A 20,658-nucleotide genomic window follows, 5' to 3' on the forward strand; every position below is an offset into this window, starting at 1 on the left:
TACTGGTAAAGTCGATTTTTCAACAACAATTTTATCAGTTTTAGCTACTCGTGCAATTTGTCTGGCACATAATTCGATATATTTTAAATCTGCTGCCATTCCCTTTCCTACGCCATAAGTTTTTGTAGGTGTATTTACAGAAATAAAAATTAAATCCGCTTCGTCTATTGCTTGGTCTACTTCAGTTGTAAAGAACAAATTTCTCCCTCTAGCTTCTTTTACAACAACATCTAATCCAGGCTCATAAATGGGTAATAAACTCAAATCTTGATTGTTCCAAGCATTTATTCTGTCTTGATTTAAATCAACAACAGTCACTTTTATATGTGGACATTTTTGAGCAATAACGGCCATTGTTGGCCCTCCAACATATCCTGCACCAATACAACAAATATTTTTTATCATCTTTTTAATTTTCTTTAACTTTAATATTTTTTTATCTGAGAAATCTTAAATAGATTTCATAGAAGATTCAAAAGGAATTCTTTGTAATAAACTTCTTCCTAATGTAACTTCATCTGCATATTCCAATTCGTCACCAACAGAAATTCCTCTGGCAATTGTAGACACATTTATTGTGTATGCTTTTATTTGCTTAAAGATATAAAAATTTGTGGTATCGCCTTCCATAGTAGAACTCAATGCAAAAATTATTTCGGAAACTTTCTCTTGTTTGACTTTTTCCACTAAAGAATTAATATTTAATTGACTAGGAGATATACCTTCAATAGGAGATATTTTACCTCCTAAAACATGATAAATTCCTTTATACATTCTAGTATTTTCAATAGCCATAACATCCCTTACGTCTTCAACTACACAAATTATAGTGTGGTCTCTAGATGGATTATTGCATATTTCACAAATTGCAAAATCAGAAATATTGTGACAATTTTGACAATATATAATTTCATTTCGCATTTTAGTAAGCGCAGCTGTCAATAATTGCGTTTGAGTTGCAGGTTGTTTTAGCAAGTGCAACACCAATCGCATAGCTGTTCTTTTACCAATACCAGGTAACATTGCTACTTCATTAACTGCATTTTCCAATAATTTTGACGAGAATTCCATTTTGCAAATATATTAAAAAGAAAAAACCTATCTACATAAATGTAAATAGGTTTTTCAAGATTTTATTTTGTGCTAATTTTAATAAATATGCTACGAATATGCATTATTCTGTTATTTTTGTAAAAAAAACTTATGCAACCAATTACAATTTTACTATTTTTTGTTTCGTATTTTATTGTTTTATTTGGAATTTCCTTTTTTATGAACAAAAAATCAGGTAGTAGTAACGATACTTTTTTTAAGGCAAACAGTAAATCGCCTTGGTACTTGGTGGCTTTTGGAATGATTGGAACGGCGCTTTCAGGTGTTACTTTTATTTCAGTGCCTGGTGCAGTAGCAGCCAATCAGTTTGCTTATTTTCAATTTATTTTAGGGAATGCAATTGGATTTATTATAGTAGCCACCGTATTATTACCTTTGTATTATAAACTAAATTTAACCTCAATTTACACATATATTGAACAACGATTGGGCTATTTTAGTTATAAAACAGCTTCTTTTATTTTCCTATTAAGTAGAACAATCGGTTCGGCTTTTAGATTGTATTTAGTTGTTTTAGTATTACAAAATTTTGTTTTTAACACTTATGGGATACCATTTTGGGCAACAGTTTTGATTAGTTTAGGACTAATTTTTGCCTACACCTATAAAGGCGGATTAAAAACGATTATTATTACTGATACGCTTCAAACGGTATTTTTAGTAAGTTCTGTTTTTTTTACTATTTATTTTGTTTGCGATAGTTTAAATCTTGGATTTAGTGAAGCTATTACAGAAATTGAAACTTCGAAATATTCTAAAATTTTCTTTTTTGAAGATTTTATAGGTTCAGGGCAACATTTTGTAAAACAAATTTTAGGGGGTATTTTTGTAACTATAGCTATGGTGGGATTAGATCAGGACTTAATGCAGAAAAATTTAAGCTGTAAAAATATTAAAGAAGCACAAAAAAATATGTTTACGTTTACGGGAATTTTTGTAATTATCAATTTATTTTTCTTGAGTGTTGGGGCTTTATTGTATTTATTTGCAGCTAAAAATAATATTCCAGTTCCAACTTTAAATGGCGCTGTTAGAACCGATTTATTATTTCCTGAAATAGCATTCAATCATTTTGCTTTAGTGCCAGCAGTTGTATTTTTATTAGGCTTAACCGCTGCTACTTTTGCTACGACAGATTCTGCATTAACTGCGTTAACGACTTCATTTTGTATTGATTTTTTAGGAATGGAGAAAAAAGAAGAAACAAAAAATACAGTAAAAACAAGGCATTTAGTTCATATAGGATTTTCATTAGCCATATTTTTGGTGATTTTAATTTTTAATTCGTTAACCAATCAATCGGTAGTAAAGCTAATATTTAAAGTCGCGTCTTACACATACGGACCGCTTTTAGGTTTATTTGCTTTTGGAATTTTAGTCAAAAATCGTTCCGTAAAAGATAAATTGGTGCCATTTATTTGTTTGTTATCTCCTGCGATTACATATTTGATTAGTCTGAATTCTGGGATTGATGTGGAGGCTCCAAAGTTAATTCCGTATGCATTTGCTGAAGAATTAATTATAGTAAATGGTTTGATTACTTTTATTGGATTGTACTTAATAAGTAAAAAGGGTATAATTAATACTGATTTGTAGCTAATAAAACCAACGTGCAAGCTACTTCAAATTGAATGTTATTTTGTTTTAATATTTCGTAAAATGCAGGATTTTCTGTTCCTGGATTAAATAGTACACGTCTTGGGTTTAATGAAATAATATAGTCGTAATATTCTTCTTGATTTTTAGGATTTAAATATAACGTAACGGTATCGATTCCTGTAAAAGGAAATTTAGCAGTTTCAATTTTCACATCTAAAGCCATGCCTTCTTTAGTTCCGATAGCCACTACTTGATGTGATTTATTAATTAAACTTTGAATGGCTTTATAAGCATATCGCTCTTTATTTGTTGTTGCCCCTATAACTAACGTTTTCATTTTTTCGGTTTTAGTTGTACCAATTTACAAAATGTTTTTTAATTTACATTTAAATAATTGTATTATAAATTCTATCTTTGAATAACAAGATACATTTGCAAAAAAACTATGGACATTTTTATTTATTTATTCGCCGCCTTGTTTTCTGTTTTAAATCCGATTGGAACTGTGCCTATTTTTGTAGGATTAACGCAAGGATATTCGGCATCTGAACGATCTAGAACCTCATTAATCACTTCAATTAATGTATTTGTAATTTTACTTATCTCATTTTTTGTTGGACAATATGTACTGTCTTTTTTCGGGATTACCATTACTGCGTTACGAATTGCTGGTGGAATTATAATTGCTAGTTCAGGGTTTTCATTATTAAATGGAAATTTTAGCAAGAATAAAGGAATTAATAAAAAGGTACAAAAAGAAGTAGAAACTCGCCAACATATTGCACTTACTCCTTTAGCAATGCCTATGTTAGCTGGTCCTGGATCTATTTCTTTATTAATTGCATATTATCAAGAATTAACAGAGACAAACACATCCATTACCTCATCGGAAATACTATTTTCTTGTTTTGCCATTTTTGCTGTGGCCGTTTTAATTTATTTTGTATTACGAAGTGCCCATTATCTAGCAAAAATTTTAGGTTCAGCAGGAATTGTAGCTATATCTAGAATTATAGGTTTTTTAACCATTGCAATCGGAATTCAATATATTATTAGTGCTGTTTTAAGTATTATTAGAGGAATTTAAATTTAGAAATTCCAAAAATAAAAATTCCAAAAACTAAAATTCCAAATAACAAATAACAAATTCCAAATTAGTATTGTTGGAATTTGTTATTTTTGTTTTTGGAATTTCTAAATTTATTCCATTTTCGGTAAAAAAACCTCAGCCATCATACAACGGGCGCTACCTCCACCGCAAGCTTCAATAATATCTAAACTTGCGTGTAAAATTTCACAATGTTTTTCAATTTTATCAATTTGAATTTTTGTTAAACTTTGATAAGCTGAATTGCTCATTACTAAATAACGTTTATCACTAGCACCTCGAACCTGTAACATATTTCCAGCAAAATTATTGACTTGGTCTTCTGTGATTAAAATAATTTCTTTGCCATCTGATTTTAAATTTTCTAAAACCATTTTGCGTTCTTTTTTATCATCAATACAATCGGCACAAATTACTGCAAACGTTTCAGAAATACACATCATAACATTAGTATGATAAATGGCTTTTCTTTCTCCTTTTACGGTTTGGAAAGCTTCAAAAATAATAGGTGACATATCAAAATCTTCACAAAATTCGATAAATAATTCTTCGTCAGCTCTTGGCGATAGTGCGCAATAGGCTTTATTAAATTCTCTATCTAAAATTAAACTTCCTGTGCCTTCTAAATACACACTATCTTCTTCTGCAGAAGTATAATCCATAATTTCAGTTATCTCAAACCCTTTATCTTCTAAAACATCTAAAACATCTTCTCTTCGCTCTAATCTTCTATTCTCAGCAAACATTGGATATAAAGCAACATCACCTGTTTCATGAAAAGAAATCCAGTTATTTGGAAAAATACTATCTGGCGTGTCAGGTTCTTTTTTGTCTTGAATTACAATTACTTGTACACCAACACTTTTTAATTTTTCAACAAAGGCATCAAATTCTTGCACTGCTTTAAAATTTACTGTTTCTGGGGTTAAATCATCTAGTATTTTTTGATAATAATTATTTACAGCCGTTTGTTCGTTCATACGAAACGCCACGGGACGAATCATTAATATGGTATTGGTAGTTTGTTTCATAATTTGTTTGTTGTGAGTTTTTAGTCTCTAATTAATGGTAAAGTGGAACAACGTAAAAGGCCTTCTTGTTTTGAAATTTCAGCATAAGGAATTTCTTCTACTGTAAAACCGTTTTTGCGTAACCAAGTATTTAATCTTGTGAAATTTTTCTCAGATACGATTACATCTTGTGCAATAGAAAAAATATTTGAGTTCATATGATACATTTCTTCTCTTTCTATATGAAACAAATTGTCTTTACCGAACAAATTTACTAAAAATACATAATCCGCTTCTTCGCGGAAACCACTCTTATATATGATGCCTTTGTTTGTGCCAATTGGCTGAAAACAACAATCTAAATGTAAAGCATTATCTCGTGGTTCAATTTTAGATTTTACCAAATCAAAAGCTTTCACAATTTTATTAGGAAATAATTTTTGAATGTATTCGACACCTTTTATATTTGTTCTTGCAGTAATATAATTTTTATAATCTGAACCTTTATAAGTCCCAATAAAAATATAATCATTCCAAAGCATCACATCTCCACCTTCTATATGAACCTCAGCTGGTGGGCGAACTACTTTGCTGGTATCAATTTTATCAATTATGTATTGAATAGCCTCTAATTCTCGTTCTCTTTCAGGTAAAATATTAGCTTTAATAAAAATGTCATCAATTACAAAACCAATATCTCTTGAAAAAATTTGGTTATAATTTTCAATAATTTCAGGACGATAAACATGTACATCATACTTTTGAAAAACAGCATTAAAAGCTTCTATTTCAGCAACCATATCCGCTTCAATTGGATAAGTTCCTGCTTTAATATGTTCTAATGATTTTGGATCATAGGCTTCTTCAATTGTAGGTGTCGGTCCATTACTAATAGCAGTTCCAAGTACTACCGCTCGTAATCGTGAGGTTTCGTTATTTACATGTAATGATAACATAAAACTGTTTTTTACAAATATAGAAAATTGATAACGATTGAGAAAGTGAGAACCATGTTTTATTATAAAAGTTTGAGAACAAATTAAAAACAATTTTATAATTTGTTAAAATAATATTTTGTGTATTGATTTCCAATTACTTATCTTTGGAAAAACTTAAAACTAAATCATTATGGGATTATTAAATTTTTTTAGCTCATTATTTGGAAAAGCTAAACAAACTGCAGAAAATAGTAGTGTAAAAAAATCAGTAATTGCATCGCCAGTAATGGAAAAAGCAGCTGAAAAATTAGAAGAAAAGCCAATAGTTAAAAAAGTCCCTGTTAAAAAAGCTGCCGTTAAAAAAGCACCTGTAAAAAAAGTAGCAGCGAAAGATAAAGTTGAAAAACCAGCAAAGAAAACTACAAAAAAAGCTGCACCAAAAAAAGCTGCAGTTAAAAAAACTCCTGCAAAAAAAGCAACAGAAACAAAGAAAATTACACCGAAAAAAGCGTAAGCTTTTAACATAAAAAAGCTTCAAAAATTCTGAAGCTTTTTTTTATGTTAAATTTTACGGTGATTTTAATAGTATCATCAATATGAAATTACTTCAACTTCCGCATTAGGTTGGAATAAGAATAATCTTCCTGAGCTTACTTCTAAACATTCATATCGTTTCACTCGCAAAGCTATTTTTTTAAAAACTTTTCCGTTTTTGATTCGAAATGTACTTCCGTTTGGAATTTCAAAGATATAATTGTGTTCTGTATTTCTTTCATCAAATTGTTTTAAAGCCAAAGACAAGGTAGCATCTGTGTCTGAACTTGCTTTTGGATTTCTAAAATGTCTTGCCATCAAAGGCAATATTTGATTAGGAAAAATTTCTGGACGAATAAACGGAATCATTAAATGCTGAAACGTAATTTTCCATTCTGTTCCATGAGGTAAAATGTTTCTACCATATTTTTCAAAAGCAACCAAATGAGCGATTTCATGAATTAAAGTCATTAAAAATCGGTACTTATTCAAATTGGCATTGACAGTAATTTGATGAAAACCATCAGGATGTCTTCGATAATCACCATGGCGGGTATTTCGTTCGTTTACAATTTTCAAGTGCACATGATTTTGCTTAATCAGTTCGAAAACAGGTTCTAAAGCGTGTTCTGGTAAATATTTTTGTAAAACGTTCAATTGAAAACTTTTTTATGGAGTAGATGAGGAAACCTGCAATACTTTTCCGTTATAAAATTTGTTTCCGGTTAAGGCGAAGTTATATATATAATCTGCCATTTCTTTTGCTGAAAGTGGCGCTTCGTATCCTGGAAAAGCTTCTTTAAGCATTTCTGTATTCACTGCGCCTAATGCTAATACATTAAATGAAATACCACTTTCTTTGTATTCTTCAGCTAATAATTCTGAAAGCGTAATTACTGCTCCTTTACTGGAACTGTATGCTGAAAGTCCAGCGAATTTAACACTTCCTTGAATGCCACCCATAGAACTTATAGTAACAACGTGGCTTCCATTTTCCATAAATGGTATACAAATTTTGGTGAGCTCTGCAACAGCGAAAACATTTACTTTATAAATATTTTGAAATTCTTGGGTAGTAATTTCTGTAAAATTTTTGTGCAATAAACTTCCAGCATTATGAATTAGAACATCCACGTTTTTCCACGTTTTTGATAGAAAATCACTAACTTGTTGCAACTGATTTTCATCTGAAATATCTATTGCTAAACATGTAATGTTTTCGTGATCGATTAGGTTTTGTGGTGTTTTCCTAGAAATAGCTAAAACATAATGACCCGCATTAGCAAACTGCAAAGCCATTTCATAGCCAATTCCACTGGAGGTTCCTGTAATTATAATATTTTTCAAAATAGTATTAGTTTTATGTAAATATAAAAAAAAATCCCGAAAAATAATTTTTCAGGATTTCATTATTATAAAAATATTATTTTTAAGCTAACATCGTAACTGGATTTTCCATAAACGCTTTAAATGTTTGTAAAAACTGTGCTCCAGTAGCTCCATCAACCGTTCTGTGGTCGCAAGCTAATGTTACTATCATGGTGTTACCAACCACAATTTGCCCTTTTTTAACAACTGGTTTTTCAATAATAGCACCAACAGATAAAATAGCTGAGTTGGGTTGATTAATAATTGAAGTAAATGATTGAATACCAAACATTCCTAAGTTAGAAATTGTAAAAGTACTTCCTTCCATTTCAGCTGGTTGGATTTTCTTTGATTTTGCTTTTCCTGCTAAATCTTTTACAGCAACACCAATTTGAGTTAAACTCATTTGATCTGTAAATTTCAATACTGGAACCATTAAACCGTCTTCAACAGCAACAGCTACGCCAATATTAACATGATGATTGATTACCATCGCGTCTTCTCTCCATTGAGAATTTACTTGAGGGTGTTTTTTTAGTGCCATAGCAGATGCCTTAATAACCATATCGTTAAAAGACACTTTAGTTTCTGGTAAGCTATTAATTGTATTCCTTGAAGCAATCGCATTATCCATATCTAACTCAATTGTTAAATAATAATGTGGTGCTGTAAATTTAGATTCTGCTAAACGTCTAGCAATGGTTTTACGCATTTGAGAGTTTTTAATTTCTTCTTGGAACATTTCTCCTGCAGGAACGAAAGGTTTCACGGTAGAAACTACTGCATTAGTAGCATCTGAATAAGCGTGAACTGGAGTACTAGCAGTTGATGGAGTAAAGTTTTCAACATCTGATTTTGTAATTCTTCCGTTTTCGCCCGAACCTTTAATCTGTGATAGATTTATACCTTTATCCTGCGCCATTTTTTTAGCTAAAGGCGATGCAAAAATTCTATCATTAGTATTTGGTATTGAATGTTGGAGATTTTGTGTTGGGTTTGAATCTTGTTTAACAACTTCCTCTTTTGGAGTTTCAGCTGTTCTACCAATTGCAAAATTTGCAGCAATTCCTGAAACATCGGTTCCAGCTGGTCCTAAAATGGCTAAGATTGTATCTACTGGAGCTGTATCGCCTTCTTCTACACCAATATATAATAAGGTACCCGCGTTGAAAGATTCGAATTCCATAGTAGCTTTATCAGTTTCGATTTCAGCTAAGATATCACCTATTTTAATAGCTTCTCCTACTTTTTTCAACCATGTTGCCACAGTACCAGTTGTCATGGTATCTGATAATCGAGGCATAGTTACTACTTTTACACCAGCTGGAATTTCAGATGATGTTGTGGCAGTTTTAGTTTCAGTTTTAACGTCTTCTAATGTAGATACTTGTTTTTCTGGAACACCTGAAGTTAACAAAGCAGAAAAGTCTTCTCCTTGTTTTCCTACAATTGCTAATAAAGAATCTACTGGAGCTGATTCTCCTTCATGAATACCTATGTGTAATAACACACCGTCATAAAAAGATTCGAATTCCATTGTGGCTTTATCGGTTTCTATTTCCGCTAAAATTTCACCAGTTTTTATTGTGTCACCCACTTTTTTCAACCAAGTAGCTACCACTCCTTCTGTCATGGTATCACTCAAACGGGGCATTGTAATTATTGTTGCCATAATTTATAGTCTGTGAGGAATAAATGGATAATTTTCTTGTTCGTAAACCACATCATATAATTGCTGTGCTTCTGGGAAAGGAGATTCTTCAGCGAATTTTTCGCATTCTGCTACTAAATCATTTACTCTTTGGTCTATCGTTTCAATTTCTGCTTCTGTCGCGTACTTTTTCTCTTTAATAATATCTAAAACTTGAGTAATTGGATCAATTTTTCTGTATTCTTCAACTTCGTCTTTGGTTCTATAATGTTGCGCATCAGACATAGAATGACCTCTATATCTGTATGTTTTCATTTCTAAGAAAGTTGGTCCCTCTCCTCTTCTAGCACGTTCCATAGCTTCATGCATGGCTTCAGCCACTTTAACAGGATTCATAGCATCAACTGGTCCGCAAGGCATTTCGTATCCTAAACCTAATTTCCAAATATCTGTATGATTGGCTGTTCTTTCTACTGAAGTACCCATTGCATAACCATTGTTTTCACAAATAAAAACAACTGGTAATTTCCATAACATAGCCATATTAAATGCTTCATGTAAAGACCCTTGACGTGCTGCTCCATCTCCAAAATAGGTTAATGTAACGCCACCTGTTTCAAAATATTTATCAGCAAAAGCCATACCTGCTCCAACAGGAATTTGAGCGCCAACTATACCATGTCCTCCATAAAATCCATGTTTTTTAGAGAAAATATGCATAGAACCACCCATACCTTTAGAGGTTCCGGTAACTTTACCTAATAATTCTGCCATTACTGCTTTTGGATCAACGCCCATACCAATTGGCTGCACATGATTTCTATAAGCAGTTATCATTTTATCTTTTCCACCTAATTCCATAGCGTGTAATGCACCTGCTAAAACGGCTTCTTGTCCGTTATATAAATGAAGAAATCCTCTTACTTTTTGTTGTATATACAAGGCAGCTAATTTGTCTTCAAACTTTCTCCAAAACTGCATGTCTTCATACCATTTTAGATATACTTCTTTTGTAATTGGTTTCATATGTAACTATTTATTTTTTTTACGAACTACAAAAATACTACAACGTATTTTATTCTAAAAATTTATTACTGTTTAAATTAAGAAAATAATCAATTTATTTTACTTTTTACGAACGAAAACGTTATAGATTACCTTTATCAAACATAAAAGGTAATAAATTTTTTAGAGAATCGGACTTATGTATTGGTCCTTTTGATCCCATAAAATAGACTTCGATTGGTAAATCTTGTTTCACTTCATATTCAGAAATAGATTGACGACAAGAACCGCAAGGTGGTATCGGTGTTGTTGCCTCTCGGTCTGATGGTGCTGCCGAAATAAACATTTTTGTAATTTTATTTTCAGGATAATTTGCTCCTGCATAAAAAATAACCACTCGCTCTGCGCACAAACCTGATGGATAAGCAGCGTTTTCTTGGTTTGAACCTTGTAATACTATACCATTATCTAAAACAATTGCAGCACCTACTAAAAATTTAGAGTACGGCGCATAGGCTTTTTTTCTAATTTCTATAGCTTGATTCATGTATTCTTTTTCAGAATTAGACAATTCTTCAAAAGATTCGAAAACAGTTAATTTTGTTTCTAAAAGTAGTTCTTTCATAAGTAGTTCTTTAAAATTTTTACTTTTTTTGGAAAAAAAATCCAAATTCAAAAAAGATTGAATTTGGATTTAAATTAATTAAATTTTGTATTAATTATCATCGTATTCGTCTCCAAAATTAAATGATAAAGAAAATCGTAAGGTATTTTCAAGTGGGTTTCTAACTTTTGATGCTGAAAACAAATAAGATACGTCTATTTTAACAATATTATATTTAAACCCTGCTCCTAATGTTAAATATTTTCTAGCACCTTTTTCAACGCTTTCACTAAAGTAACCCGTTCTTAGAGCAAAAGAATCTTGATACCAATATTCAGCACCTAACGCCCATGTAAATTCTTTTAATTCTTCGGAAAAACCATCTGGTGCATCTCCAAAAGATTGAAATATACCACTAGTCCAACTTATTTTTCTATAATTTTGATTGTTAATTGATTTATCAGTGGCATCTATAACGCCATCATTATTTAAATCTGTAACCGTTTGAGGTGTTGGCACTAATAATTTTGTAGTTTCACCAATCAAGCTTACTTTATTATAATCATCTAAAATAAAATCAAAACTTCCTCCCAATCGCATATTCGCTGGAATAAAATTTTCATTTAATAAATCATTATCATATGATAATTTTGGCCCTAAATTTTGAAAATTAAAACCTGCTCTCCATCTTCCATTAAAATTATCATACACTTCTTCTTCAGACTGATAAATACCTGAAACATCCACCGCAAATGAAGTAGCTGGTCTAGCATCAGTTGTAGCATTGGCTATTTTTAGGTTGGAACGAATATAACGACCCGAAACTCCCATAGCAAATTCAGGACTAAGTTTTAACGAATAAGAACCGTCTAGAGCGAACTCGTTTGGACTTGTAATTACTGGAACTTCATTTGGGTCACCAGTTTCTCTTAATTCAATATCTCCAAAACCAAAATAACGTAAACTTCCTGAAAAAGCCATACGGTCATTAAACCTATTAAAATAAGTTATTTGCCCTAAAGAAATATCATTTGCTATACTGGTTAAATAAGGTGTATAACTCATTGAAAACCCTTGCTTTTGTTTTGAAAAAGCATATTTTGATGGGTTATATTGCTGCGAATAAGCATCTGCAGAAGTTGCTACACCCATATCTGCCAGACCAGCAGAACGAGCATCAGCAGCAATTAATAAAAAAGGAACTGCTGTTGTAATTACTCTTTCTTGCCCGAAGGTATATTGCGTAACTACTAAAATTGTTAAAAGTTTTATTAGATTCTTCATCTGTTTGATTTGATTACTATTTATTTATTTCAGATGTAATTTTATATCAATATGCTTATTTTATAGTTAATTTACAAATATACATTTTTTTTATAGGATTACAAGTTTTTCTATTTTTTCTGTTTTTTTACCCGTTATAGTTGATTTTACAGTTACCTTATATACATATACGCCTTTTCCTATTTTATCTCCAAAATTATCTTTTCCATCCCATTTTATATCTCTGGAAGTAAACCCCTCGTTTACAACGGTTTGATTAATCGTTTTTACCAATTTACCTGTTATAGTTAAAATCTGAACTTGTACTTCTAAAGGTTCAAATGGCCTGTTGTGACTAAACCAAAATTCGGTATAACTTACAAATGGATTTGGATAATTTAAAACATGTTCTAATTGTAAATCACCGTCGCCAATAACCACAAACTGAATTTCAGCGGTAATTAAATTATTATACACATCCCAAGCTTTAAACAAAATAGTATGCAAACCGGGTGCTAAATCCCTAAACGGGTAGGTAACTTTTCCTTTCTTATAGTTATCCGTTTCTGTTTCGTAGTAATCATTTAAATTATATGGACTGTTTTCATCATTATCCAAAATAGCCACAATATCATGCCCAATTCCGCTTGCTGTGTTTATTCCGTTTTCGTCTTCAAGAAAAGCTAAAAAAATTGGTGATTCATTTGTAATCCCTCCACTCACAAAATTTGTGTCGTTCATGAATAATTTTAACTTTGGCGGTGTGGTATCAGATGGGGCTAACGTATTTACGCCTCCTACTTTAATTTGCGTATTATGCCCTGTATGATTTTGTAAAGTTGGCGAATTGCTTTTTGCATAAAAACTTACCCTAGCATTTCCTACAGGTATTTGAATGTCTTGTGGTACAATAAAACTAAATTCAAACTTTCCGTTTACTACTGATGCATTTCCTCTATAGATTACTTCTCCTAATGTGGCAAAATTTAACTTGGGTTGATTATATGGCGGCAAAGAAGCATTATCATTATCAAGTGTTAATCTGTTTAAATTTTTATCATAAACTTGAACCGCTAAATCTCCATTATAATTAGCTATTAAAATATTGTTCTCATCTAAAACCTCACCTGTTAATGTGGCTAAAGACAAAGCTTGTAAAGATAAAGTAGTGGTATTTATGTTTTCACCATTTACTTTTGTTAAAACTATTTTTGGTCTTGGAATGGCTAATTTTAAAGCGGGATCACCAATATAAAAAACGACTCGTTTATTTGAACCGCCCAAACTAATTTTAGCACGACGAAGTGACTCTGCAATGGAAATGTAGGAATTATTTTCCATAGTAAACAAATTATTATAAATTTCTTCATTTAAAAGAATTCCTAAAGATTGACTAATTTGTCTAGTTGTTGCTAATAATGCAATGGCGCCTCCAGCTTTGTTCCAATACATGTATTCTCCACCTGTAGGACGATTTGGGTCATCAAATCGAGTAAACTCACAAGTTATAGTTATAAACAAAGGATATTTGAATCTGTTTCCGAGAGCTTGTGCATCTGCTTTTTCAAAAATGCGTTCTACTGCAAAACTTTCTTCATTTCCGTGTCCGTAATAATTTAAGACCAAAGCCCCTAATTCTATAGCGTCAATAAATGCTTTTTTTGCTTGTGGATATCTAGGTCCACCAGCACTTACTTCTTGCACGTATGCATCTGTAAAAATTTTGTTAGCATTAAAAAACGGGTTAGCTAAAGCAACATCATCGGCTAATTCGTTTAAATCTTTTTGTAACAAATAATCTCCCGATAAATACGGATCGGGGTCATCAGCATAATACACTAGGTTATTTCGCCATCTTTTGAAAGATCTTTCATCATGATATTCAATTACTTTGTTTACCATTTCTGAAGCTTGTGTGTTTGAAGAAACTAGCATTCTTCCAACAGCTAAATCCATTAAATCTGCTGAAGATTGCATATTTCCTTCATTACTATCCATAAGCGAAAAGAAATCATCAGACATAAAAGATGAAAATAGTGAAAAATTAGTACTATTATTCGGATTTAAAGATTGAGAAACTTCAAAACCATGAAAAATAGGTACTACATTCGTGTTGTTACGTATTCTATCTTTAAAATCATAGGATGCGTCTCCAAATAAGTTTAAATATTTTACTTTATTAGCTGTATTTGAAGCATTATCATATACATATTTTACAAAATTTCTGATCGCTGCAATATCTTGTTTACCACCTCCAAATTCAGTATATATTAAAGATAGTGGCACTACTTTAACATTCATAGTTGAATTGCTTCTGTGAAAATTAGCCAAAGTTTCTGCTTGTGCCACCAAACTTGATGGAGTTACAATTAAATAATCGATATCTTGAAAAACACCTTGGTTGTTATTAAAAATGGTGCCTTTTAAATTTTGGTTAGCCACATTGGTTTCGGTTTCTCTTAAAGGAGTATAAAAATCTACATTATCAATCGCAACAAATTTTTTATCTTGACCTAAAGCCAATTTAAAAGACATACTATTTTGAGTGTTATCTAATTTTGTAACATTATATAAATCCGTTACATCCCAAACTGACCTTATGGTCGAGGCGTTCGAAATAATAAATTGTCCTACACCAATATTTGTTTTTACTAAATTATTAGAAAACAAAAATTGTTTTCCAAACCCTTTTAACTCAGCATTATATTTTAAAATAATATAATCTAAATATCCTTTTGAAGAAGGCACGCCGTTATTTACATATGTTAAATCAATAGTTACGGCATTAGAAGTAGGAATAAATGTAGTATTTAGAATGTTTTCAAAACCTAGAGAAGAACCAATAGCTGCGTTAATTGGAACGGTTCCAATATCTAAAGCATTTGCTTTTACTTTAAATGAAGTAGAAACAAATGAAACAGCTGCAAAATTCGCAGATAAATTTACGGGTGAACCCAAAGTATAATTGGGTAATACAAATGGAAAAGTCTGATTGTCATCTAAATCAAATTTTTCTCCAAACCATCTTCTACCAATTTTTCCTGCGTTAAACAAATCAACTTCGTGAAATTGATAGCCATCATAAGTAGAAAGTAACAAATTTGCAGGTGCAACGGGCTCAATATAAGGTTGAATTCTCTTTCCAGCCGAACCATTTGTGGTTACATAATAATAAGATCTATCTGCAAATTGATTTACGTGAGTCAAGCTCTCTTCATTCCAAGTATCAACCCCTTCTGCATAAAACAAAATATAGTCATTTTCATTAAAAACTCCGTCTTCTTCACCTATAAATTGAATGGCATTTTCTTCTAAATCTGTGGGATACGGAATGCTATTTAGTAATGGCAACATTCTACCTCCATTGCCGTAAATTTTAATATTTCTTGGATCTACTGCTACATTTACTCCAATACTTTGAAGAAAACTTTTGCTTACTTGATAAACCCCAGATTTTTCAACATAAAATCTATGCCAAGACCCAGTAGCCAAAACTGAATTTTGAATAGAATTAGTACTTTGAAATGATCTATTAGAATTAGATAAGGAATAATTTAGCGTAAATGATTTTACTATTTTATATCCCGTATTGTCTTTAATTATCGGATTAAAATTAAAAGAAATAAATGCATCATTTCTGGCGTAAGAAGAAAACGCTTTAAAATTAATCTTCGAGGAAATATTTGAGATGTCTAAACCCCTTAATATTGATACATCTATTGTTTCAAATACAATATTTTCAATAGAGGCAGCGCCTTCCGAAACTAATCCCGGAACTTTTAAATTATTTACATAATTAATTGCTCTTTTAGAAGTATTAAATTCAAAATTTTCAGATTGAAATTGTGGTATATCGTATTTTGAGTTATCTAGAATAAAAGGTTTTTCAGTATTCCAAACTAGTGAAAATTCTTTAGTGTTTTGAGCAAAACTCAAAAAAGAAGCCAATATAAATAATAAATAATATTTTTTCATTCTCATAACAACGCAAAATAAACTAAAATATTGCAAATAATGAATTTTTATATAACTTTATACAATATTTAATACGTTTTTTCGTTTCAAAATATATCAAGTAAAATTATTGTTTAACTTTTTTTAATTTTTTTGTTGCGTATTAATGGTTTATTATTATCTTGCAGCACTTAAATTTTTACCTACAAATTATGAAAGTTACTAAAATTATGTCTTTAAAATTGCTACTAGCGTTAACTGTAGCAATAGGTTTTACAAGCTGTAGCAAAAGCGGAAGCACTAAAGGTGGTTCTAGCGCAACTGGATGGCAAATCAACGATAAAAAAGGTGGTTTCCAATACAACACAAACTATAAAAAACAACAAACACCTCCTGGAATGACCTCAATTGAAGGCGGAACATTTACAATGGGTAAAGTAGAAGATGACGTAATGCACGATTGGAACAATAGCCCAACAAAGCAACACGTTCAATCTTTTTACATGGATGAAACTGAAGTAACAAATATGATGTATGCTGAATACTTATATTGGGTAAAATCAGTTTATCCACCAACAGAAGATAATTACAAAAATATATACAATGGCGTTGTTCCAGATACTTTAGTATGGAGAAATCGTTTGGGTTATAACGAAACGATGACAAACAACTACTTAAGACACCCCGCTTATGCTAACTACCCAGTAGTTGGAGTAAACTGGATTCAAGCTAGTGAATTTTGTGAATGGAGAACCAATCGTGTAAACGAAAATATCCTTGAAAAAGAAGGGTACCTTAAAAAAGGAAATAAAATTAGTGCTGAAGTAACTGCTGATGCAAATTTTGATACAGAATTATACATTAACTCACCTTCAAAATCTTTTGGAGGTAAAGAAGAAATTGTATTGAAAAAACAAATGGGTCAAAAAGCTCCTAGTAAAAAGTCTGGAGCAGCTACAACTACTCAAGCAAAAAATGTTTACGCACAAAGAAGTTCAGGTATTGTTTTACCTGAATACAGATTACCTACAGAAGCGGAATGGGAATATGCTGCATTAGCTTTAGTTGGAAACAGAGAATACAACATTTACAAAGGACAAAAGAAATACCCTTGGAAAGGTCAATATACTCGTTCTGGTAAAAGAGAATTAAGAGGTGACCAATTAGCCAACTTCAAACAAGGCAAAGGAGATTATGGCGGAATTGCGGGATGGTCTGATGACGGAGCTGATATTACAAATTATGTAAAAGCATACCCTGCTAATGATTTTGGTTTATATGATATGGCTGGTAACGTAGCTGAATGGGTACAAGATGTTTACAGACCCATAATTGATGATGAAGCAAATGACTTTAACTATTTTAGAGGTAACATATATACTAAAAACAAAATTGGTGAAGATGGATCAGTAGAAATGGTTACTAGTGAAAACATCAAGTACGACACATTAAGTACAGGTAAAGTAATTGCTAGAAACTTTCCAGGATCAATTGCACAGATTCCAGTTGACGAAAGCGAAACGTATTTAAGACAAAATTTCTCAACTTCTGATAACAGAAATTATAGAGATGGAGACAGACAATCAACAAGATACTTTGATTTTGGAGCAACTGATGAAGAAGCAACTAAAAAATCAGATCCAAATGAAAGAATGTACAAATCTCCATTACATAAAATTTCAGCAGATAGTGCAGGAAATCAAGTAAAACAGTATGATAAATCTGACAACAGAACTACTTTAGTAGACGACAATGTGAGAGTTTACAAAGGAGGCTCTTGGAGAGATAGAGCATATTGGTTAGATCCAGCATCTAGAAGATATTTCCCTCAAGATATGGCGACAGACTATATTGGATTTAGATGTGCCATGTCTAAAGTTGGACCAAAATCTAACAGAAAAACACCGAGAGGTAACGTTAAAAATTAATAAACTTAAAATATTTTATAATAGCCCTTTATTTATAAAGGGCTTTTTTTTATTTTAGCCGTATGGAAATAGCAACAATTTACAACTACTTTTTGCAATCAACTGGCATTGCAACTGATACCAGAAAAATTTATGCAAACAATATGTTTGTAGCGCTCAAAGGTGACAACTTTAATGGAAACAAATTTGCTTTAAGTGCATTAGAAAGTGGTGCCAAATTCGCAATTATAGATGAAGCAGCATACCAACTAGACGACCGTTTCATTTTAGTAGAAAACACATTAGAGACATTACAAAAATTAGCCAATTATCATAGAAATCAACTAAAAATAATCATAATTGGATTAACTGGAAGTAACGGAAAAACCACTACCAAAGAACTAATTCATGCTGTACTTTCTCAAAAATATAACACCAAAGCAACTGTTGGAAATTTAAATAATCATATTGGTGTGCCTTTAACCCTACTTTCTTTTGACACAAGTACAGAAATAGGTATTGTAGAAATGGGTGCCAACCATCAAAAAGAAATTGAAATGCTTTGCGGTATTTGTGAACCAGATTTTGGATATATCACCAATTTTGGAAAAGCGCATTTAGAAGGTTTTGGTGGAACTGAAGGCGTAATTAAAGGTAAAAGTGAATTATACGATTATTTATCATACAACAAGAAAACGGCATTTGTAAATACCGATGATGCCATTCAAAATGAAAAAACGGAAAACATAACCAGTATAACTTTTGGTGTAAACACTCCAGATAATTTTGTTTCCATTAATAAAATTGAAACCAATCCAATGGTGAAAATTGAGTTTGAAAACACCATTATTCAATCGAATTTAATAGGATTATATAATGCTAATAACATCAATGCAGCCATCACAATTGGGAAACATTTTGGCGTTTCAAATGAGGGTTTAAAATATGGTTTAGAAAACTATATTCCAAACAACAATCGTTCCCAATTAATAGAAAAAAATTCTAATAAAATAATATTGGATGCTTACAATGCTAATCCGAGTAGCATGAATGCAGCATTAACAAATTTCTTTCAATTAAACGAGAAAAACAAAGTAGCTGTTTTGGGCGATATGTATGAATTAGGAATAGAAAGCTCCGAAGAGCATAAAAAAATAATTGAATTTTGTTTGCATCAAGAAAATTCCATCTTTTATTTTATTGGAAAAGATTTTTTTAGACATAAAAATTCAAATTTAAACATGCATTTCCACGATAATTTTGAATCTTTTAAAGTCGAATTTACAAATAAGAAAACAGAAAATAGTTTATTATTGGTAAAAGGTTCACGAGGTATGAGTTTAGAAAGAACATTAGAAATATTATAAAAAAAAAGGCAACCAACTAGCTGCCTTTTTTTATACTTGAATTTTAATATTACGAAACCAAACCTCTAGAAATCACAATTCTTTGAATCTCTGAAGTTCCTTCATAAATTTGGGTAATTTTAGAATCGCGCATCATACGTTCTACATGATATTCACTAACATAACCATTACCGCCATGAATTTGAACCGCCTCGTTTGCTACTTCTAAAGCAATTTCAGAAGAATATAATTTTGCCATAGCACCAGAATGAGCAATATCTTGACCCAAATCTTTTTCTGTAGCCGCTTTATGAATTAATAATCTTGCACAAGTAATTTTCACATGCATATCAGCTAATTTGAAAGCAATGGCTTGATGTTGAAAAATTGGCTTTTTAAATGCCACTCTTTCTTGCGAATATTTCAAAGCCAACTCATAAGCGCCTTGAGCAATTCCTAATGCTTGAGAAGCAATTCCAATTCTTCCACCATTTAGAGTTGACATGGCAAAAGCAAAACCAAATCCATCTTCACCAATTCTATTTTCTTTAGGGACTTTTACATCGTTAAATAATAACGTATGTGTATCTGAACCACGAATTCCCATTTTCTTTTCTTTCGGACCTATTTCAAAACCAGGCAATCCTTTTTCTACAATTAAAACATTAATTCCTTTATGCCCTTTTGAAACATCTGTTTGAGCCATAACTAAATAAGTAGAAGCAGTTCCTCCATTTGTAATCCAATTTTTGGTGCCATTTAATAGATAATGATCGCCCATATCTATAGCAGTAGTTTTTTGCGAAGTCGCATCAGAACCTGCTTCTGGTTCTGACAAACAGAAGGCACCAATCACATCTCCTTTTGCTAAAGGGGTCAAATATTTAATTTTTTGCGCTTCTGAACCATATTTTTCTAAACCCGCACAAACTAATGAGTTATTAACAGACATAATAACAGCAGCAGACGCATCGATTTTAGCTATTTCTTCAATGGCTAAAACATAAGAAATACTATCTAAACCGGCACCACCATATTTGGGATCAACCATCATTCCCATAAAACCAAGCTCCGCCATTTTCTTAACTTGTTCGGTTGGAAATTTTGAATGTTCATCTCTTTCAATAACACCAGGTAATAATTCTGTAACAGCAAAATCTTTAGCCGCTTGTTGAATCATTAATTGTTCATCATTTAATTTAAAATCCATTATTTTACTATAGGTTAATTGAATATATCATAAAAATTTCGTTCAAAT

General features: G+C 31.4%; 17 protein-coding genes and 1 pseudogene. 5 read left to right on the plus strand and 13 right to left on the minus strand.

Annotated features, from left to right (window positions below; all coding sequences use genetic code 11):
• Positions 1-405: pseudogene (locus ACIQ2I_RS00670) on the minus strand (nucleotide sugar dehydrogenase); the annotation flags it as partial.
• A gap of 45 nt (positions 406-450) precedes the next feature.
• Entirely contained in the window at positions 451-1,071 is a 621-nt protein-coding gene (recR, locus tag ACIQ2I_RS00675) for a recombination mediator RecR (RefSeq protein ID WP_396180512.1), read from the minus strand.
• Positions 1,072-1,203: 132 nt separating this feature from the next.
• Between recR and ACIQ2I_RS00680 the strand changes: the two genes are divergently transcribed.
• Positions 1,204-2,709 (plus strand): sodium:solute symporter, encoded by a 1,506-nt coding sequence (locus ACIQ2I_RS00680; protein WP_396180513.1) that lies wholly within the window; start codon positions 1,204-1,206, stop codon positions 2,707-2,709.
• Here ACIQ2I_RS00680 and ACIQ2I_RS00685 read toward each other — a convergent pair.
• On the minus strand, positions 2,693-3,049 hold the full coding sequence (locus ACIQ2I_RS00685) for a CoA-binding protein (protein ID WP_396180514.1): 357 nt from the start codon (positions 3,047-3,049) through the stop codon (positions 2,693-2,695). The two genes, ACIQ2I_RS00680 and ACIQ2I_RS00685, sit on opposite strands and share 17 nt — an antisense overlap.
• A gap of 108 nt (positions 3,050-3,157) precedes the next feature.
• On the opposite strand from ACIQ2I_RS00685, the gene ACIQ2I_RS00690 reads away from it, so the two are divergent.
• The gene (locus ACIQ2I_RS00690) at positions 3,158-3,799 is read left to right on the plus strand and encodes a MarC family NAAT transporter (protein ID WP_396180515.1); all 642 of its coding nucleotides are present in this window, start codon (positions 3,158-3,160) and stop codon (positions 3,797-3,799) included.
• A gap of 113 nt (positions 3,800-3,912) precedes the next feature.
• Here ACIQ2I_RS00690 and ctlX read toward each other — a convergent pair whose 3' ends face one another.
• On the minus strand, positions 3,913-4,851 hold the full coding sequence (ctlX, locus tag ACIQ2I_RS00695; RefSeq protein WP_396180516.1) for a citrulline utilization hydrolase CtlX: 939 nt from the start codon (positions 4,849-4,851) through the stop codon (positions 3,913-3,915).
• A gap of 20 nt (positions 4,852-4,871) precedes the next feature.
• Entirely contained in the window at positions 4,872-5,786 is a 915-nt protein-coding gene (locus ACIQ2I_RS00700; RefSeq protein ID WP_396180517.1) for a dimethylarginine dimethylaminohydrolase family protein, read from the minus strand.
• A gap of 172 nt (positions 5,787-5,958) precedes the next feature.
• On the opposite strand from ACIQ2I_RS00700, the gene ACIQ2I_RS00705 reads away from it, so the two are divergent.
• Positions 5,959-6,282 carry a hypothetical protein gene (locus ACIQ2I_RS00705; protein WP_396180518.1) on the plus strand — a complete coding sequence of 108 codons (324 nt, stop codon included), beginning with the start codon at positions 5,959-5,961 and terminating at the stop codon, positions 6,280-6,282.
• Positions 6,283-6,359: 77 nt separating this feature from the next.
• Here the strand turns inward: ACIQ2I_RS00705 and ACIQ2I_RS00710 are convergent, their stop codons facing one another.
• The 7 genes from ACIQ2I_RS00710 to porU form a co-directional block, all read right to left on the minus strand.
• Positions 6,360-6,959: a SprT-like domain-containing protein gene (locus ACIQ2I_RS00710; protein WP_396180519.1), complete on the minus strand. Its 600-nt coding sequence runs from the start codon at positions 6,957-6,959 to the stop codon at positions 6,360-6,362.
• Between the two features lie 12 nt (positions 6,960-6,971).
• A complete protein-coding gene (locus ACIQ2I_RS00715) occupies positions 6,972-7,649 on the minus strand; it encodes an SDR family NAD(P)-dependent oxidoreductase (protein WP_396180520.1) in 678 nt (225 codons plus the stop codon).
• An 82-nt stretch (positions 7,650-7,731) separates the two neighbouring features.
• A complete protein-coding gene (locus tag ACIQ2I_RS00720; RefSeq protein WP_396180521.1) occupies positions 7,732-9,342 on the minus strand; it encodes a 2-oxo acid dehydrogenase subunit E2 in 1,611 nt (536 codons plus the stop codon).
• Positions 9,343-9,345: 3 nt separating this feature from the next.
• Complete coding sequence (gene pdhA / locus ACIQ2I_RS00725; RefSeq protein WP_396180522.1) at positions 9,346-10,347, minus strand: pyruvate dehydrogenase (acetyl-transferring) E1 component subunit alpha; 1,002 nt, start codon at positions 10,345-10,347, stop codon at positions 9,346-9,348.
• A 121-nt stretch (positions 10,348-10,468) separates the two neighbouring features.
• Positions 10,469-10,951, minus strand: a complete 483-nt coding sequence (locus ACIQ2I_RS00730) for a cytidine deaminase (RefSeq protein WP_396180523.1) — start codon at positions 10,949-10,951, stop codon at positions 10,469-10,471.
• 90 nt (positions 10,952-11,041) lie between these two features.
• A complete protein-coding gene (gene porV / locus ACIQ2I_RS00735; RefSeq protein ID WP_396180524.1) occupies positions 11,042-12,214 on the minus strand; it encodes a type IX secretion system outer membrane channel protein PorV in 1,173 nt (390 codons plus the stop codon).
• A 90-nt stretch (positions 12,215-12,304) separates the two neighbouring features.
• Complete coding sequence (gene porU, locus ACIQ2I_RS00740; protein ID WP_396180525.1) at positions 12,305-16,168, minus strand: type IX secretion system sortase PorU; 3,864 nt, start codon at positions 16,166-16,168, stop codon at positions 12,305-12,307.
• A 191-nt stretch (positions 16,169-16,359) separates the two neighbouring features.
• Here porU and gldJ point away from each other — a divergent pair, with 191 nt between their 5' ends.
• On the plus strand, positions 16,360-18,075 hold the full coding sequence (gldJ, locus tag ACIQ2I_RS00745; protein ID WP_396180526.1) for a gliding motility lipoprotein GldJ: 1,716 nt from the start codon (positions 16,360-16,362) through the stop codon (positions 18,073-18,075).
• Positions 18,076-18,137: 62 nt separating this feature from the next.
• Positions 18,138-19,421 (plus strand): UDP-N-acetylmuramoyl-tripeptide--D-alanyl-D-alanine ligase, encoded by a 1,284-nt coding sequence (gene murF, locus ACIQ2I_RS00750; RefSeq protein WP_396180527.1) that lies wholly within the window; start codon positions 18,138-18,140, stop codon positions 19,419-19,421.
• Positions 19,422-19,470: 49 nt separating this feature from the next.
• Here the strand turns inward: murF and ACIQ2I_RS00755 are convergent, their stop codons facing one another.
• Positions 19,471-20,610 carry an acyl-CoA dehydrogenase family protein gene (locus ACIQ2I_RS00755; protein WP_396180528.1) on the minus strand — a complete coding sequence of 380 codons (1,140 nt, stop codon included), beginning with the start codon at positions 20,608-20,610 and terminating at the stop codon, positions 19,471-19,473.
• Positions 20,611-20,658: the final 48 nt, after the last annotated feature.

Source organism: Flavobacterium sp., assembly GCF_044368995.1.
GTDB lineage: Bacteria > Bacteroidota > Bacteroidia > Flavobacteriales > Flavobacteriaceae > Flavobacterium.